The organism is Pseudomonas sp. S2_C11 (assembly GCF_054668395.1).
In genome coordinates this window covers 3,141,852-3,157,215 of sequence record NZ_CP162765.1, presented here as the reverse complement: position 1 = coordinate 3,157,215, position 15,364 = coordinate 3,141,852, and the positions used below count along the sequence as shown (strand labels likewise).

Sequence of the window (15,364 nt, the reverse complement as noted above, 5' to 3'; positions counted from 1 at the left end):
TGACCGTAGAGCTTGAAAGGCTGCCTCCGAGTACTCGACAGCGAGTGGAGGAACTGATGCGCGTAAACGGCTGGAGCTTCAGCCGTGCGATCAACGAAATGACGGAAACCGCCATCGCGAGTGGGGCTCTTTCCGAGGTGGGAAGGAAGAAGGCGCCAGTCCTTCAACTGGTGACCCCAATGAGGGCCTCTGGCAGGGACTCTTCGGGGTAATCCAGAGGGCCTCTGCCAAATTCGAGACGAAAAAAAGCCGGGGTAGTGACCCGGCTCTCTTAAAACGCGTTGTGGAGCAAATCATGCACCAATCAATCCAAACGATCAATACCCCGGCCAGTGTCGCGACACAATTTGGCAACGGTGAAAACGTGTCGCGCATCATTTCAACAATCGCCCTCCGCGACATGATCAACGAGGCGCGTCAGCAAGCCGGCGAGCCAAAGGTTCGCAACGACCATTTCCTTTCCCGGGTAGAAGACGAGCTGGGCGATGATCTGGAGGGGGTGCAAAAATATTACACCCCCCTTCACGGTAACCAGGTTGCTACCTACGGCCTGACTCTCGACCAATGCATGCTGGTAGGGATGCGCGAATCGAAAGCAGTTCGCCGATCCGTTCTTCAAAAGCTCAAGGAGCTGGAAGCCCCTCGGGTTCTCGCCACGCTCCCGGACTTCTCCAATCCTGCCGCAGCCGCCCGCGCGTGGGCTGAGCAATTCGAGCTTCAACAGGCTGCCAATCAGGCCCTGATTGAGGCCGCGCCTAAGATTGCCTTCGTTGAGCGCTACGTGGAATCAACTGGGCTGAAGGGTTTTCGCCAGGTGGCGAAGCTGCTCAAGGCCAACGAATCGCGCTTCCGCGAATTCCTGCTCGACAAAAAGATCATGTACCGCATGGGCGGCGAGTGGCAGGCGTATCAGCCTCACATCGACGCTGGCCGCTTTGAAGTCAAAGCCGGCACCAGCGACAGCGGCCACGCCTACAACCAGTCCAAATTCACCCCCAAGGGCGTCAACTGGATTGCCGGCCTGTGGGCTCAGCACAATCTCAAGGGGGTCGAATGATGGCCGCGCTTCCGTACATGCAGTTCTACGTCGCCGACTATCTGGCCGACACCACGCACCTGACTGCGGAAGAGCATGGGGCGTACATGCTCCTGCTGTTCAGCTACTGGCAGACAGGCAAGCCTTTGCGCATCGATCGCCTCGCAACCGTCGCACGGATTCCCAACGAACGTTGGCCGTCCGTTGCCGATACGTTGAGTGAGTTCTTCCACGTAACGGAAACGCACTGGGTTCAGTTCCGCGTCGAAGCAGATCTTGAGGCTGTAAACAGCAAAGTCGTTACCGCCTCCAACGCGGGCAAGGCGTCCGCGCGGGCAAAGGCCCTCAAAAAACAACAAGAACTCAACGACCGTTCAACGAACGTTGACGATCCGTTGCAACGGAATGGCAACCATAAAGATACAGATACAGATACAGATACAGATACAGATAAGAACAAAAACAACACTCCACCGATGGTGGATGACCTCTTCCCGAAGTTCTGGAAGATGTACCCGAACAAGAAGGGTAAGGCCGCAGCTGAAAAAGCCTGGAAGAAGCTCAAGGTCACCGCTGACCTGTTCGGCCAGATTGCCGAAGGCCTGGCTGCGCAAGTCATTTGCGAGGCATGGGTGAAGGACGGCGGGCAGTTCATTCCCCACCCGGCGACATGGCTGAACGGCAAGCGCTGGGAAGACGAGGTGAAAGTCGCCAGCAACGTGCACCAGTTCCCGCAATCCCGTCACACCGGCTTCGCTGAACGCGACTATCACGCCGGTCTGAAACAACGGGAGGACGGCAGCTATGCGCTCTGAACCAGTCCAAGCCACGCCGGAACTGCCGCCGGGCACTCGCATTCAGCCAGCCGAGTGCGAAACCCACGGTGCCTACGAGCAGCGGGTCTTTCCTGTGCTGGGTCGGGAGCTGAAAAGCAACTGCCCTGAGTGCACTCGCATCGCCCGCGAGAAGTCCGAAGCCGCCGAGCAAGCCAACAAGGCGATGGAGCTGCGCATGTCCCTCGCTCGCAAGCTGGGCGATGCGCTGATCCCGAAACGCTTTACCACGCGCACCCTGGGCAACTACCAAGCCGAGAACGACGGCCAGCGCAAAGCCCTCCGCTTCTGCCAGCACTACGTCCAGATCTTTGACGAGATCCTGAAGACCGGTCGCTGCATGGTGCTGATCGGCAAGCCCGGTACCGGGAAAACGCACCTTGGCGCCGGCATGGCCAACGAACTGCTGCACAACACGTCCCGGACGGCCGTATACCGCACTGTCGGCGCCATCCTTCAGGCGATCCGCTCCACGTACGACAAGCACAGCGAACGCAGCGAGGCGGAAATTCTGTCGAGCCTCATCGACCCCGATTTGCTGGTGCTGGACGAGGTGGGCGTGAGCAAGGAGCAGCCGAGCGACTTCGAGCTGACCACTCTGTTCGCAATCATCAACGGCCGGTACGAGCAGGAGCGCCCGACGGTGGTGATCTCCAACCTCGAAGCCAGCCAGTTGCCGGCCGCCATGGGTGATCGCTGCGTCGACCGTCTGCGCGAGGGCGGAATGATCGTGGTCCCGTTCGATTGGGAATCTCAGCGCGGCAAGGAGGGTTTCTGATGCGAGCCAACGTGAAAGACCTTCGCGCCGTTCTGATTCTGGCGGAGACATTCGCCAAACACGGTGTGCTGTTCGTGCCAATGCCTGTGGCAGACGCCCAAGAGTTCGAAGAACTCAAGACCAAGGCCTGGCAGAAGCTGGATGAAATGGAAGCCGAAGCGGAGCAACGGACATGACCATCGACAAACAAGAACTTCAGAAGCTGCTGTGGGCCGAAGCCGCGTCATTCCGTGCCGACTGCGCAGACTGGAAGCGCAACACCGAGGCGCTGCAGGAATTCCTCGGGGAGAAGACAGTGGAGGAGGTGGCGCTGGAGCTGCTGGCGGAGAACGATCGCCTTTGCGCATCGCCGGAGCACCAAATCATCCGCGCGGCCGTTACCGAAGCGGTGAAGGGGATCGCCGACGCCGCAGCAGCGGATGCCAAGGCTGGGACGCTCAAGGAGATTGAGCAACTCAAGGCTCAGAACGAGGCGCTGCGCAAGGATGCCGAGCGCTACCGCTGGCTTCAGCACGGTCACAGTGGCTACATCGAAGTCGTCGAGTGGATCGGACCGCACGCTACCGGGATGACCGGCGAAGACCTCGACGCACTTGTGGACGGTGCCATGGCCAAGGCGGTGCAGCCATGAACGAGTTCGCAATCCGCAGCCAGCGCGATATCAGCCGCCTCATGGGCGTCCTGCATGCAACCGACTTCACCAAACCCAAGATCGTGGTCATCAAGGACGAGAAGCGCCCTGACGTCTGCAACCGCAAGATGTGGGCAATGCTCAAGGACGTATCAGAGCAGGTGGTCTGGCACGGCAAGAAGCTGACCAGTGAGGACTGGAAGTGCCTCTTCAGTGCCTCGCTGGAGAAGCAGCGCGCGGAGCCAGGTCTCGACGGTGGCTTCGTGGTGATGGCCGTATCGACCCGCAAGCAATCGCAGAAGTGGTTCAGCGATCTGTTCGAGCTGATGCATGCCTTCGGCGCCGAGCATGACGTGCGATGGACCGAGCAGGACAAGTGGGGAGGGCGGTATTGATGCGCGTAGCCATCAAGGAATCGAAGGCGCCCAAGCCGAAGAAGTGCAAGAACCCAGCGTGCGGGGACTCATTCGTCCCGCAGCGCCTCGGGCAGGCGGTATGTGGGTACAAGTGCGGCCTGGCCATCAAGGACGTCAATCAGGCGAAGGCCGGCAAGGCGTTGGCCCAGATTAGTCGCCGCGAGATCAAGGTCCGCAAGGAAAAGCTGAAGACCAGGGCGGATCACCTTCGCGAAGCCCAGGCCGCGGTGAACGAATACGTCCGCCTGCGTGACGCACACCTGCCGTGCATCAGCTGCGACTCGATGCCGAACGACAACGACCTCATGACCGGCAGCCGCTGGGACGCCGGGCACTACCGATCTGTCGGTGCCTGTCCGGAGCTGCGCTTCGAGCCGCTGAATATTCACCGCCAGTGCGTGAAGTGCAACCGCAACCTGTCCGGTAACGCGGTGGAGTACCGCATCCGGTTGGTACTGCGCATCGGCGCCGAAAAAGTGATTTGGTTGGAAGGGCCTCATGAGTCCCGCAAGTACACCGTCGAAGAAATCAAAACCATCAAGGCCGAATACCGGGCCAAGACCCGCGAACTGAAGAGGGCTGCAGCATGACCTATCGCAACGTGATTTCCGCCGTAGTCCGCGCGCTGGCCGCCGAGACAATCAGCTCGACTGGGGGCTGCGACTTCGAGCCAAAGGTCCAATGCGCCAAACAGAAAGGGGAGATAGTCGGCAAAGAAGCCGCCTTTCTCCAGGACTGCTGGGTGTTCGGCCGTCTCCACAAGTCGCTAACGCCGGCGCACTGGCGCGCACTGGTAGCGAAATATTCGACGCACGAAGAGCGCAAGCACAGCGCGATCCTCGAGTTGCTGAACTCGGTCAGGTCTCCGGCGCCACAACGGTTCCGTGAGTGCGCAGTGCTGACCTGGGCGATTCCGCAAATTGGCGGCACTGACGGAAAGCGTTCGTCTGCGGTGTTGCCTTCTGCCTGGTACGACATTACCAACTGGGACAACGACGGCAAGCCGGAGTCGACTCGGTATCGGTGGCGATCATCGATTCGAAAATCGCTCGATGATCAGGTCAACGAAGCACTGACGGCAGCGCAGGAGCTGCTCGATGCGGAGGGTTTGATCGAAAGTTGCGCGGCGTAGCAAAAAGCCGTTGCAGTGAGTGAGAAAGTGAGAGAATATTTACCCATCCTGTCGATCTTGCGCGTAACGGATTGACACACCAAACCCGGCCACAGCGCCGGGTTTTTTATTGGCTCGAATTTACCTGTAGCCAGGACAGCCTTCGGGAAGGCCTAGATACCTGCTTCGAGCTTTAGTCGCTCTATAGCGCGAGCGCATCCGTATTCTGCAGACTTTTTGAGATATCTCATTTGTTCTTGCTTAAGATTCTGCGTCCACATTTGAGTGGCGAGGCTCATGTAGAGATCCGCACGAACTGCTTTTTCATCAAGTGAATCGATTGCATTTTCACGGTTGGAGGCGTGCTTACGGTCGCATTTCGGCAAAAGTACTGGCTGCGGATAGTACTTACTGTACGCGCCTGTCGGTTCAGGCAAGGCATCAACCAGCGATCGAAACTCGACGGTTTTTACATCGTTGAAGCAGTAGCTGATCATCTGTAGACCAGCCGGAGCGAATCCCTTTGTCAGGCTTGATTTCAACAAAGAGCAAACCTGACCTACCACCTGCTCTCTGGGATCAAATTCTATTGCAAGCCAAGCAAGTCGGTATTGTGCGGCGGGATTACCTTCATCAGATGAGAGCCTGAGTAACGGGGTTGCCTCCACCAGCAGTGAGCTTATTTTGTTTTTTAGTGCTTCTTTTTTCCCATCTGGGATTTTTTCGTTCTTGAGTAGCTGATGCTGAAGACTGAATAGCTCGTTGTTTAAGTCGTCAATCTCATCCAGGTAAGGCAATGCCTTGAAGTACAGCGCTTCAGCTCCGGGTGAAACGCCAAGTGGCACCGCGTTTGCTGGACCGGTGAGGCAAGCCAATAAGGCTAGCGAAAGATGTCCGAGATTGCTTTTGGCCACTCCGCCATCCTCGTAATGATTTGCTGTGATAGAGATTATTCAACGCCCAGTATGCCCGCTGACGCGCTACCTTTTCCATATTCAAAGCCTCTGCATTCGCAGGGGTTTTTTCGTTTCCGGCTCCCCACACCCATAGCCCCGAGCTGGGAGTGCAGCGGACGCCGGATTTATTCACTCCCCGAGGGGGAGGACAGTCGGATGCCCAAGATGCCTGAGAAAAATCCTGACTTCTGGGCGCAGGTCTGGCTCGTCCTCAGTACCCCGCTTTGGCAGGGTGCAATCATGGCGTCCACGGTCTCGCTATTGCGCGTTCTTTACGAAGGCAAAGAGGCCAACAAGTGGCGCGTGATCCTTGAGGCGATGATCTGCGGATCGTTGAGCCTTTCTGCCAGTAGCGTCATTGAGTGGATGGCCTGGCCATCGAGTCTTTCGGTTGCGGCCGGCGGCACTATCGGTTTCATCGGTGTTACCGCGATTCGGGAGCTGATCATCAAGTTCCTCGGGCGCAAGGCGGACTCAGCATGAAAGCGATAGCTACAGCGTTCATCATCGCCCTGGTTGGCATCTTGCTGGTCGGCATTCAGCAGTACCGCGTCATCGCCCTGCGTGGTGAGGTGCAGGTCGAGACCAAGAGCAAGAACGAGGCGCTCGCCGCCAACCTCGAAAGCCAGGCCACGATCACCACGCTACGCGCCGAAGCCCAGCGCAACGCCGATTACCAGAAAGACCTGAACAAGCGGTTACAGGCCAGCCAGGCCAAAGCCAGAAAGGCGGAGAAGAACTTTGAAGAACTCAAACGCAACAGCAAGCCTGTTCGTGATTGGGCTGCTCAGCCTCTTCCTGACGGCCTGCGCGGGAAAGCCGCCAGTGGTAACAAAGACGGCGGCAGTAAGAGTCGAGCCCCCTGAGCTGGTGCCTTGCGAGCGGGTAGCTGATGAAGACCTCGCCGACAACGGCCAGCTGTGGGAGCTGAAGAATCAAGCCATCAATTTGCTCGATACCTGCGCAGATCAGGTCGACGCGCAGATCAAGCGCAGTCAGAGCAAGTAGGTCGCGACACGTTTCGCGAGAGTGCAAATTGTGTCGCGACACCACAAGGAGAAACTCATGGTTCACGGGCGTACGAATCCAGCCTGCCGAGGCGACATGCGGCTCGGCACGGGATGTGGTAGCTGTGTGCGATGCGAGGCGTTCAAGCCGGCCGATGTCCACCATCTAGCGGACCACCGTCCTCACCTGATGGTGGCAGCCAGTGACGGACCTCACGTCATTCCACGCGCGCTGATCCAGTCAGTGGTCGACGGCAAGCAACCATCCGCCATCCTCACCGAGCCGGTAGTGCAGCGCATCATTGAAGAGTGGCAGCAGAAGGTGAGCCCGTGACCGCTAAGCTGATCGACTTCAAGCGCGAGGGATGGCGTGACGCCGCCAAGACGCTGCGCAAGATCGCAGATGATCTTGATGCAGGAGTTCATCCGGAATGCACTGTAGGCGCACTGACCATCATCGGCCCGAAAGGCCAAGTGAACGTGTTCGGTCTGGGCCCCAAGTGCGACGACCTGCAATGCTTGGGTGCGATGCGCCTGGGAGAGCAGAAGCTGATTGATGTGCTGCTGGAGACAGAGTGACTGCCATTGAAATGATATCGCCCGGCGCATATGGTTGCAGATCATTCATGCAAAGGAGTTGTGAGATGTCAGATTTCAAGAAGGGCGATGTTGTTGAGTTAAAAAGTGGTGGGCCCGCTATGACCATTCAGGATCTCGGAAACTGGGAAATGAAGGGCATCGAAGACGGTGCAATGTGCGTGTGGTTCGATGGAAAGACCAAACATCAGGATGTTTTCGATGTGGCTTCGTTGAAGGAAGTAGACGAGGCCTATCACGGACGAAGCTAACAAACAGTCAAACGAGCCCCGCCAAGTGCGGGGCTTTCTTTATTCGGAGAGTCAATGACAACCAAGCAGCCCAACTGGGAGGCGATTGAACGCGCCTACCGGGCAGGTTCGCTTTCCATCCGAACCATCGCTGAGCGCCAAGGCGTGAGCGACACCGCGATCAGGAAGAAGGCCAAGGCCCTTGGATGGGCAAGAGACCTTTCTGATCAGGTACGCAAAGAGGTTCGCAGCAAGCTGGTTCGCGGGGAGGTTCGCAACGATCAAGGCGCGAACTGCGAACTGGACGCCGAGATCATCGAAGAGGCCGCCGAGGAAGGCGCCCGGGTGGTTCGCAGCCATCGGCGAGACATTCGCAAGGCGACGACTCTTGCGAACCTGTTGATGGATGATCTGCTGTCGACCATCCAGCGCCGCGAAGAGATCGAAGAAGACATCGAGGCCGAGACATCCGAAGACAACAACGGTATGCGCCGCGCCTCAATGCTCGCCGCCGTCTCGCTGCCCAGCAATTCCAAAACACTGTTCCAGCTTTCCTCTGCAATGAAGAACCTGCAGGTTCTGGAGCGTCAGGCATATAGCCTGGACGAGAAGGAGAAGACGGACGAAGCCGACGAACTCTCGAAGATGATGGACGAACTATCGAAGGACGCCTGACATGAAGCCCGAGCACATGAAGCTGCTCCGGGATAAGCGTTGGCGGTTGAACAATCTCTACTTCATCACCGACAAGCAGGGCAAGAAAGTCCGCTTCCGGATGACGGACGAGCAGATTGAATACTTCGATGGGATGCATACCCGCAACATCATCCTGAAGGCTCGGCAGCTCGGCTTCACCACTGAATGCTGCATCATCCAGCTGGACGCCGCTCTGTTCGAGTCGGCCAAGTGCGCGCTGATCGCCCACACCCTGAACGACGCCAAGCGCCTGTTCCGGGAGAAGGTCAAATATGCCTACGACAACCTGCCTAAAGAGATACGCGCCGCCAATCCTGCTTCAAACGATGCTGCTGGTGAGCTTGTGTTCAGCAAAGGCGGATCGCTCTACGTGTCCACGTCCTTCCGGGGCGGGACTCTACGGTATCTGCACGTATCTGAGTTCGGGAAGATCTGCGCCAAGTTTCCCCACAAGGCCAGAGAGATCGTCACCGGCGCCTTCGAGGCTGTCGCCACCGATTGCTTCGTCACGATCGAATCGACGGCGGAGGGGCGGGCGGGCTACTTCTTCGACTACTCGCAGAGCGCAGAGAAGCAACTGCTGTCAGGCACGCCGCTCGGCAAGCTGGACTGGAAGTTCTTCTTCTTCAGCTGGTGGAAGAACAAGGCCTACTGGCTCGATCCTGCCGAAGCGATCATTCCGCAGCGCCTGACCGACTACCTCAACGAGCTGTTCGCCAAGCACGGCATCGACACCAATCCGGGCCAGCGCGCCTGGTACGCCGCCAAGGAGAAGACCCTCGGCGACGACATGAAGCGGGAATACCCGTCGATACCGGCCGAAGCCTTCCAACAGTCGATCGAGGGCGCCTACTACGCCCAGCAGTTCACCAAGCTGTACGCCGCTCAGCGCATCGGCACGCTGCCAGACAACAGCCACTTGCCGGTGATGACCTTCTGGGACATCGGCGTCGGCGACTCCACGGCTATCTGGTTCGTGCGTCAGGTCGGCAACGAGTACCACGTCATCGACTTCTACCAGAACAGCGGGGAAGGCCTGCGGCACTACATGAAGGTGCTCAAGGACAAGGGCTACACCTACTCCGAACACTGGGGGCCGCACGACATCGACAACCGCGAGTTCGGCAGCGATGCCAAAACCCGTCGGGAAATGGCGCGCGAAGGCTACGAGATCGACGGTCAGCACTACCGCATGACGTTCCAGGTCGTGCCGAAGATCGGCGTCGACGACGGCATCGACCAAGCGCGGGAAATCCTCGGGCTCTGCGCCTTTGACGAGGCGAAGTGCGAAGAGGGCATAACCGCGCTCGAGAACTACCGCAAAGAGTGGGACGACAAGAAAGGCTGCTGGAAAGACAAGCCGCTTCACGACTGGGCGTCTCACCCGTCCGATGCATTCCGGTACTTCGCTGTCGCCAAGAGCGCAAAGAAGCCGGTCAAATCAATCAAAATGGGATTCGCACGCTAATGGCAGACGTCACCTACACCCGCCCGGAATACGACGCGGCACAGTCCCGTTGGCGGCTGGTGCGCGACGTGTGCAAGGGTTCCGAGACTGTGAAGGCTCGCGGCGATGTGTATTTGCCGAAGCCCAACCATCACGACACCAGCCGGGAAAACGTCGAGCGGTACAAGTCCTACAAGCAGCGGGCAGTGTTTTACAACGCTACGGGGCGTACGAAACACAGCTTGGTCGGCGCGGTGTTCCGCACTTGGCCAACCCTCACTGTCCCCGGCGCACTCGATTACGTGTCCAAGGATATCGACGGGCAGGGCGTAAGCGTTTACCAACAGTCTCAATCGGTCATTGGGCACCTGCTCGAAGTTGGCCGACACGGTTTGTTGGTGGATTACGCCGCGGTGCAGGCGGGCACGGTGAGCAAAGCGGACGAGCAGGCCGGACGCGCTCGAGCGAGTGTTGCGAGCTACCCCGCTGAGTCGATAAGGAACTGGAAGACCCGCAAAGTTGGCGGGCAGCACCTGCTGAGCTTGGTGGTGTTGCAGGAATCTGTGGATGTCGATACCGATGATGGGTTCGGCAGCGAAAAGATTACCCAGTATCGAGTGCTGCGACTGGATGAGGCTGGCGTCTATACCCAAGAGGTATGGCAGGAGAGCTCAAGCGAAACTTCGATGACCACTCCACCGTTCACGCCACTGAACGGCGCCGGCCAGCCTTGGCGCTTGATCCCCTTTCAATTTCTCGGCAGCGAGAACAACGACACCAGCATCGATGACTCGCCGCTGTACGACATGGCGGTGCTGAACATCGGTCACTACTGCAACAGCGCGGACTATGAGGACTCTGTCTGGTTCTCTGGCCAGCCGCAGTTCTGGATCTCTGGGCTGGACGAAGCATGGCGCGACCATCTTGAAGCCAACGGTATTTACGTCGGCTCCAGGGCACCGCTGACGCTTCCCGCCAATGGATCGTGCGGATTTGCTCAACCCGAGCCGAACACCCTCGTGAAGGAAGCGATGGATGCCAAGAAGCAAGACATGGTGTCGCTCGGCGCCCGATTGATTGAGCGCGGCAGCGCGGTGAAGACAGCAACCCAGGCCGACAACGACAGCGCCGCCGAACACAGCGTGCTGTCGCTGGTGGTCAGCAACGTCAGCGAGGCCTACAGCCAGTGCCTTGAATGGATGGCTGAGTTCGTGAACGCCTCCGGTGAAGTGGTCTACAAGCTCAATCAGGATTTCAGCCAGATCACTCTCGACGCGACGATCCTGGCTGCACTGTTCAGTGCAGTGCAGGGCGGCAAGCTCCCTGAAGGCGACTTCTGGCAGTACCTGCGCGATCGAGGCGTGATCAACCCGGAGAAAACGGACGATGAAATCCGGGGAGAGCTGGAAGCGCAAAGCACTGGGCCTGACCTAGATGACGAAGAGGCAATTCCGAATGGCGGCAAACCAAGCAATCCTTGATGCCACAATCCGCCATGCCGTCTTCCTTGAGCAGTTGAAGTCGGGGGAGGTCGCGAAGTTCGCGCCCTTCCTCAAGGAGATCGACCGCTCGATCCGCGAGCGGCTGACCCGGGCTGATCTGGCGGATTACACCGTTGTGCGTTTGGAACGACTGCTCAGCGAAGTCGATAGTCTGCTGCTGGGCATCTTCGACCGGTACAGCGAGAAGCTGAACCTCGACCTGGTAGATATCGCCAACTACGAGGCTGAGTTTGAAGCGACTAGCCTGACCCGAGCGGCGCCGGTAGGCGTGTCGTTCGACGCGGCGGTGCCTGGTGCTGCTGCGATTCGTGCGGCAATCCTCGCCAACCCGCTCAGTGTTCGAGGCGCGGACGGCGGCAAGCTGCTCAAGTCGTTCATTGACGGCTTCACCAGTACAGAGCGGCAACGCGTTACTGGTGCGATCCGGCAGGGCTTCTTCGAAGGCCAAACCAACTTCCAGATCATCAAGAACATCCGCGGTACCAAGGCGCTAAAGTACAACGACGGCATCCTGGCCACGACCAATCGCAATGCCGGTGCAATTGTGCGGACGGCAGTGCAGCACGTCGCCACCCAGGCACGCATGGCAACGCTGAAGGCGAACTCCGATGTCGTTCCGTCGGTGGAGTGGGTCAGCACCCTGGACACGAAGACGACCAGCCAGTGCCGGACGCTCGACAAGCGCCGGTTCAAGCTGACGGAGGGGCCGCGGCCGCCGATCCACATCAACTGCCGCTCGACGGTGGTGGCGGTGACTCGCTTCAGCGCGCTGTTCGCCAAGGATGCCACCCGTGCATCCATCGGTGATGGCGGCGCGCAGCAGGTGAGGGCAGACCTCAGCTACTACGACTGGCTCAAGCAGCAGCCTGCGGCGTTTCAAGACAAGGCCATAGGACCGGTACGGGCGAAGCTGTTCCGCGAAGGCGGGCTGAGTGTCGATCGCTTCGCCGAGCTTCAGCTGGATCGCAATTTTGTACCGATGACACTTGCTCAGATGAAGGCAATCGAGCCCCTTGCATTCGAACGCGCGGGGCTAGACTTTTAGCGGTAGGTTTCTTGGCTGTGCCAAAAATACGTGGGGATCGGATTCTCAACCGCTGGCTTGCCGTCCAGATAAGCGCGACCTGCTTCCACGTTGAAGTCGAGAGCGTTTACTGGGCGGTAGAAATCAAACTTCCGCTTTGTCTTCGTGAAAATGCCAGTTTTTACGAGGGCGTCAACTACCGCCGTCGTAGCCTGCATGGTGTTGCGATAAGGCGAGTCCTTCGGCAGGAAGAAGCGGCGGATCAGCGGGTCCAGTCCGCCAGAGAACTGGCTGTCGAAGCGTTCAAGGGCTTGGGTGCGAGCGTTGACGGGCAAGCTGTCACGATAAAGCTCAAAATTTTCCGCTCTGTCGTCGTCGGCTCCGAACGACACTGTCGCTTGGCGCAGGCAGTAATCGACCAAACGTACCAAGTCAATGTGTTCGCCATCAGCTTCAGGTAGTTCGATGTAGCGGTCGTCTTTCAGTAGGGGGGTTGGCAGTGTTTCTGCCATCGGATGGTTGGTCATAAGAACCTCGTAAAAGTGGTAAGGAAGCACGGCGAATAGAGGCCGGCCTTTCTCGTCGTTAATGAACTGCACATTTTGTTTCAGGGTCATGGTTTTTCCTCTTTTTCATTTCCCAAATGAAATATATGAAATAAATGACGCGCCCGCAACCTTTGTTTTTCCTATCTGCAGGCAGGGCCTGCACATCTAAGTCTCTGGGAGACAACCAATGCTGAAATTCCAACTGGATACCCTCGACGGGGTAGATGAAGCCGTGCGCGCCCTTTACACCGAGAAGGACGGCAAGTTCGTACTCGGCATTGAAGGTCTACCGCAGCAAGAAGATGTATCCGGCCTGAAGGCCAAGGTTGATGAACTACTCGGCGAGAAAAAACTGGCCGAGAAAAAGGCGCGTGAAGCTGAAGAAGCAGCACGGCTGGAGCGTGAAGAGGCCGCTCGCAAATCCGGCAACGTCGAAGAGCTCGAACGTTCCTGGTCCGAGAAATACAACCGCCGCGAGGCTGAGCTGAACGGCATGCTGGAACAGGAGCGTGGAACGCTGAGCGGGCAGATCCGGGATCTGACTGTCGGCCGTACCGCTACTGACATCGCGTCTGCCTTGGCTGTTCAAGGCAGCGCCAAAGCCCTGTTGCCGCACATCGAACGCCGTCTGAGCGTCGAGCAGCGCGATGGGAAGCCTGTTGTGGTCGTCCTCGATGCACAGGGCAAGCTTTCGGCGGCAACGCTGGATGAGCTGAAAGCAGAAATCGCGAATGACGCGGCGTTCGCGCCGTTGATCGCGGGTAGCAAGGCATCTGGCGGCGGGGCCGGCGGTGCAGGTGGTGGGGGCGGGGCCCCGAAAGGAAAAATCGGCGGTACCAAAGAGGAACGCACGGCTGCAATCGCAAGCCGGTTCCCAGATCTCCCTCAATCTTAAGGAAATAACTCATGTCCCTGTCGCAAATGCAGGTTTTCAACGAATACATCATGCCGGCGACTCTCGAGACGCTGGATCAATATCTCGCCGCGTTCAACGCTGCGAGCCGCGGCGCAATTGTGCTGTCCCCGGACGGCTTCACTGGCGATTTCCTCCAAGAGTCGTTCTTCCAAACCCTGGCTGCTGCCCAGCGCCGCGTTGACCGCTACAGCGCGAACGCTGCTGTTGCTGCTACCGACCTGACCGAGCTGAAGAACACTTCGGTAAAAGTTGCCGGCGGCTTCGGCCCGATCCGCTATGAGCCATCGCAGATGACCTGGCTGGAGCGCCCGACCGCGCAAGGTATCGAGGTTGCCAGTCGCGCGTTCGCTGAAATCCTGCTGAAGGACCAGTTGAACACTGCGATCGCGGCACTGGTTGCAGCAATCACGGCCCAAGCCGCCGCAGTCAACGATGTGTCGGCGACCGCAGGCATCACCTACGCCGGCCTGAACAACGCGCATGCGAAGTTTGGCGATGCGAGCCAGAACCTGGTCACTCAGGTGATGCAGGGCACCAGCTACCACAAGTTGGTCGGCCAGAACCTGGCGAACCAGCAGCAGCTGTTCCAGGCGGGCAACGTTCGAGTTGTGGACATCCTCGGCAAGATCTCCGTTGTGACGGATGCCCCTGCGCTGATGCAGGCCGGCACCCCGAACAAGGAAATCATCCTGTCCCTGGTGCAAGGCGCTGCGCTGGTCCACGACGGCCGCGACATCATCAGCAACGTTCAGACCACCAACGGTAAGGAGCGTATCGAAACCACTCTGCAGACCGACTACACCTTCGGCCTGGGTCTGAAGGGTTACACCTGGGACACCACCACCGGCGGCAAGTCGCCAACCGACGCCGAACTGGCGACCGGTACCAACTGGGACAAGACCGCTACCAGCATCAAGCACACAGCCGGTGTCGCTCTGATCGGTGACGCCTCCAAGTAACCCTGTGATGTCCAAGCCGGGACCTGTGCCCGGCTTGGCGGAGATGCAATCATGAGCAACAAAATCTGGTATCTACCCGGACCGTTTCACCGGTACCAGGAAGACGTGAAGGCGCTGGCAAAGGAACACGGGCTGCGCATCATCGACGCGAACATCACCGAAAGTCGCGATGAAGAGGCCGATGATGTGCCGGAGGTGACGGTGCGGCAGGTTGAGCCGGCGCCTGTGCTGCTGATCGCCGATAGTGGTGATCACGCCGCGCTGCAAGAGCTGATCGACAAGTTGAATGCTGAGCGCGATGGCATCGTGCTGCTGATCGAAGCCGCAGAAGGCCTGACCGAGCTGGAACACCCGGGCGCCGGCGAATTGCCGATCCGCTTGTTCGGTGCGCTGAAAGCCATTCACGAAGGTTTCGAAACCCTCACGGGTGAACGCGACAACTTGGCGGGCGAAGTTGAATCGCTACGTGGCGAAGTTGCACGGCTCAAGGCAGCAGCGGAGCCCGTCGACAATGCTGAGAAGATCGCGAGCCTCAAAGCGCAACTCGACGCCGCCAATGTGACGTATCGGGCGAATGCTTCGGTAGAATCGCTGGAAAAGGCAGTTGCTGATCTACACCAGGCGTAACCACCCGGGCGCTGACAACACGGCGCCCGATCCAGCGCACCACAGCGAGC

The 15,364-nt window shown here is 58.7% G+C and carries 23 protein-coding genes; 21 read left to right on the top strand and 2 right to left on the bottom strand.

The genetic code is table 11. The annotated features are described in order from the left end of the window. Positions 1-295: 295 nt before the first annotated feature. Genes AB4N48_RS14330 through AB4N48_RS14295 form a run of 8 tightly spaced genes read left to right on the top strand, consistent with a single transcriptional unit; the run spans position 296 to position 4,826 of the window. The gene (locus AB4N48_RS14330) at positions 296-1,057 is read left to right on the top strand and encodes a phage antirepressor KilAC domain-containing protein (protein WP_460093726.1); all 762 of its coding nucleotides are present in this window, start codon (positions 296-298) and stop codon (positions 1,055-1,057) included. Then, positions 1,054-1,851 (top strand): YdaU family protein, encoded by a 798-nt coding sequence (locus AB4N48_RS14325; RefSeq protein ID WP_460093725.1) that lies wholly within the window; start codon positions 1,054-1,056, stop codon positions 1,849-1,851. Before AB4N48_RS14330 ends, AB4N48_RS14325 begins: the two co-directional genes overlap by 4 nt. Then, the gene (locus AB4N48_RS14320) at positions 1,841-2,647 is read left to right on the top strand and encodes an ATP-binding protein (RefSeq protein ID WP_460093724.1); all 807 of its coding nucleotides are present in this window, start codon (positions 1,841-1,843) and stop codon (positions 2,645-2,647) included. The genes AB4N48_RS14325 and AB4N48_RS14320 overlap by 11 nt, the downstream gene beginning before the upstream one ends. Then, on the top strand, positions 2,647-2,823 hold the full coding sequence (locus tag AB4N48_RS14315; RefSeq protein ID WP_210555634.1) for a DUF1382 family protein: 177 nt from the start codon (positions 2,647-2,649) through the stop codon (positions 2,821-2,823). The genes AB4N48_RS14320 and AB4N48_RS14315 overlap by 1 nt, the downstream gene beginning before the upstream one ends. After that, a complete protein-coding gene (locus AB4N48_RS14310; protein ID WP_460093723.1) occupies positions 2,820-3,278 on the top strand; it encodes a hypothetical protein in 459 nt (152 codons plus the stop codon). The genes AB4N48_RS14315 and AB4N48_RS14310 overlap by 4 nt, the downstream gene beginning before the upstream one ends. Next, positions 3,275-3,673, top strand: a complete 399-nt coding sequence (locus tag AB4N48_RS14305) for a recombination protein NinB (RefSeq protein WP_064361207.1) — start codon at positions 3,275-3,277, stop codon at positions 3,671-3,673. Before AB4N48_RS14310 ends, AB4N48_RS14305 begins: the two co-directional genes overlap by 4 nt. Then, the gene (locus AB4N48_RS14300) at positions 3,673-4,284 is read left to right on the top strand and encodes a recombination protein NinG (RefSeq protein WP_460093721.1); all 612 of its coding nucleotides are present in this window, start codon (positions 3,673-3,675) and stop codon (positions 4,282-4,284) included. Before AB4N48_RS14305 ends, AB4N48_RS14300 begins: the two co-directional genes overlap by 1 nt. Further along, positions 4,281-4,826: a hypothetical protein gene (locus tag AB4N48_RS14295; RefSeq protein WP_122706949.1), complete on the top strand. Its 546-nt coding sequence runs from the start codon at positions 4,281-4,283 to the stop codon at positions 4,824-4,826. The genes AB4N48_RS14300 and AB4N48_RS14295 overlap by 4 nt, the downstream gene beginning before the upstream one ends. 152 nt (positions 4,827-4,978) lie before the next feature. Here AB4N48_RS14295 and AB4N48_RS14290 read toward each other — a convergent pair whose 3' ends face one another. Beyond that, positions 4,979-5,719, bottom strand: a complete 741-nt coding sequence (locus AB4N48_RS14290; RefSeq protein ID WP_460093720.1) for a hypothetical protein — start codon at positions 5,717-5,719, stop codon at positions 4,979-4,981. 198 nt (positions 5,720-5,917) lie between these two features. On the opposite strand from AB4N48_RS14290, the gene AB4N48_RS14285 reads away from it, so the two are divergent. The 10 genes from AB4N48_RS14285 (at position 5,918) to AB4N48_RS14240 (ending at position 12,285) form a co-directional block, all read left to right on the top strand. Beyond that, the gene (locus AB4N48_RS14285) at positions 5,918-6,244 is read left to right on the top strand and encodes a phage holin, lambda family (protein ID WP_206420641.1); all 327 of its coding nucleotides are present in this window, start codon (positions 5,918-5,920) and stop codon (positions 6,242-6,244) included. Then, complete coding sequence (locus AB4N48_RS14280; protein ID WP_460093719.1) at positions 6,241-6,627, top strand: hypothetical protein; 387 nt, start codon at positions 6,241-6,243, stop codon at positions 6,625-6,627. The genes AB4N48_RS14285 and AB4N48_RS14280 overlap by 4 nt, the downstream gene beginning before the upstream one ends. A gap of 4 nt (positions 6,628-6,631) precedes the next feature. Beyond that, positions 6,632-6,769 (top strand): hypothetical protein, encoded by a 138-nt coding sequence (locus tag AB4N48_RS14275; protein WP_016773998.1) that lies wholly within the window; start codon positions 6,632-6,634, stop codon positions 6,767-6,769. A 189-nt stretch (positions 6,770-6,958) separates the two neighbouring features. Next, positions 6,959-7,102 carry a hypothetical protein gene (locus AB4N48_RS14270; protein ID WP_460093718.1) on the top strand — a complete coding sequence of 48 codons (144 nt, stop codon included), beginning with the start codon at positions 6,959-6,961 and terminating at the stop codon, positions 7,100-7,102. Next, positions 7,099-7,347 (top strand): hypothetical protein, encoded by a 249-nt coding sequence (locus AB4N48_RS14265; RefSeq protein ID WP_236169770.1) that lies wholly within the window; start codon positions 7,099-7,101, stop codon positions 7,345-7,347. Before AB4N48_RS14270 ends, AB4N48_RS14265 begins: the two co-directional genes overlap by 4 nt. 65 nt (positions 7,348-7,412) lie before the next feature. Continuing rightward, on the top strand, positions 7,413-7,616 hold the full coding sequence (locus AB4N48_RS14260) for a YodC family protein (RefSeq protein ID WP_236169771.1): 204 nt from the start codon (positions 7,413-7,415) through the stop codon (positions 7,614-7,616). A gap of 54 nt (positions 7,617-7,670) precedes the next feature. Further along, on the top strand, positions 7,671-8,270 hold the full coding sequence (locus tag AB4N48_RS14255; RefSeq protein ID WP_460093717.1) for a hypothetical protein: 600 nt from the start codon (positions 7,671-7,673) through the stop codon (positions 8,268-8,270). A 1-nt stretch (position 8,271) separates the two neighbouring features. Next, positions 8,272-9,759: a terminase gene (locus AB4N48_RS14250; RefSeq protein ID WP_460093715.1), complete on the top strand. Its 1,488-nt coding sequence runs from the start codon at positions 8,272-8,274 to the stop codon at positions 9,757-9,759. Continuing rightward, a complete protein-coding gene (locus AB4N48_RS14245; RefSeq protein WP_460093714.1) occupies positions 9,759-11,219 on the top strand; it encodes a DUF4055 domain-containing protein in 1,461 nt (486 codons plus the stop codon). Before AB4N48_RS14250 ends, AB4N48_RS14245 begins: the two co-directional genes overlap by 1 nt. Next, complete coding sequence (locus tag AB4N48_RS14240; protein ID WP_460093713.1) at positions 11,194-12,285, top strand: minor capsid protein; 1,092 nt, start codon at positions 11,194-11,196, stop codon at positions 12,283-12,285. Before AB4N48_RS14245 ends, AB4N48_RS14240 begins: the two co-directional genes overlap by 26 nt. On the opposite strand, the gene AB4N48_RS14235 is transcribed toward AB4N48_RS14240, so the two are convergent. Next, positions 12,282-12,881: a hypothetical protein gene (locus AB4N48_RS14235; protein WP_460093711.1), complete on the bottom strand. Its 600-nt coding sequence runs from the start codon at positions 12,879-12,881 to the stop codon at positions 12,282-12,284. The genes AB4N48_RS14240 and AB4N48_RS14235 overlap by 4 nt on opposite strands. A gap of 118 nt (positions 12,882-12,999) precedes the next feature. Between AB4N48_RS14235 and AB4N48_RS14230 the strand changes: the two genes are divergently transcribed. The 3 genes from AB4N48_RS14230 to AB4N48_RS14220 are packed head-to-tail and all read left to right on the top strand — an operon-like array spanning position 13,000 to position 15,314. Further along, the gene (locus tag AB4N48_RS14230; RefSeq protein ID WP_460093709.1) at positions 13,000-13,707 is read left to right on the top strand and encodes a hypothetical protein; all 708 of its coding nucleotides are present in this window, start codon (positions 13,000-13,002) and stop codon (positions 13,705-13,707) included. Positions 13,708-13,718: 11 nt separating this feature from the next. After that, entirely contained in the window at positions 13,719-14,687 is a 969-nt protein-coding gene (locus AB4N48_RS14225) for a major capsid protein (protein ID WP_008431834.1), read from the top strand. A 51-nt stretch (positions 14,688-14,738) separates the two neighbouring features. Then, positions 14,739-15,314, top strand: a complete 576-nt coding sequence (locus AB4N48_RS14220; protein WP_460093707.1) for a hypothetical protein — start codon at positions 14,739-14,741, stop codon at positions 15,312-15,314. The last annotated feature ends 50 nt before the right edge of the window (positions 15,315-15,364 follow it).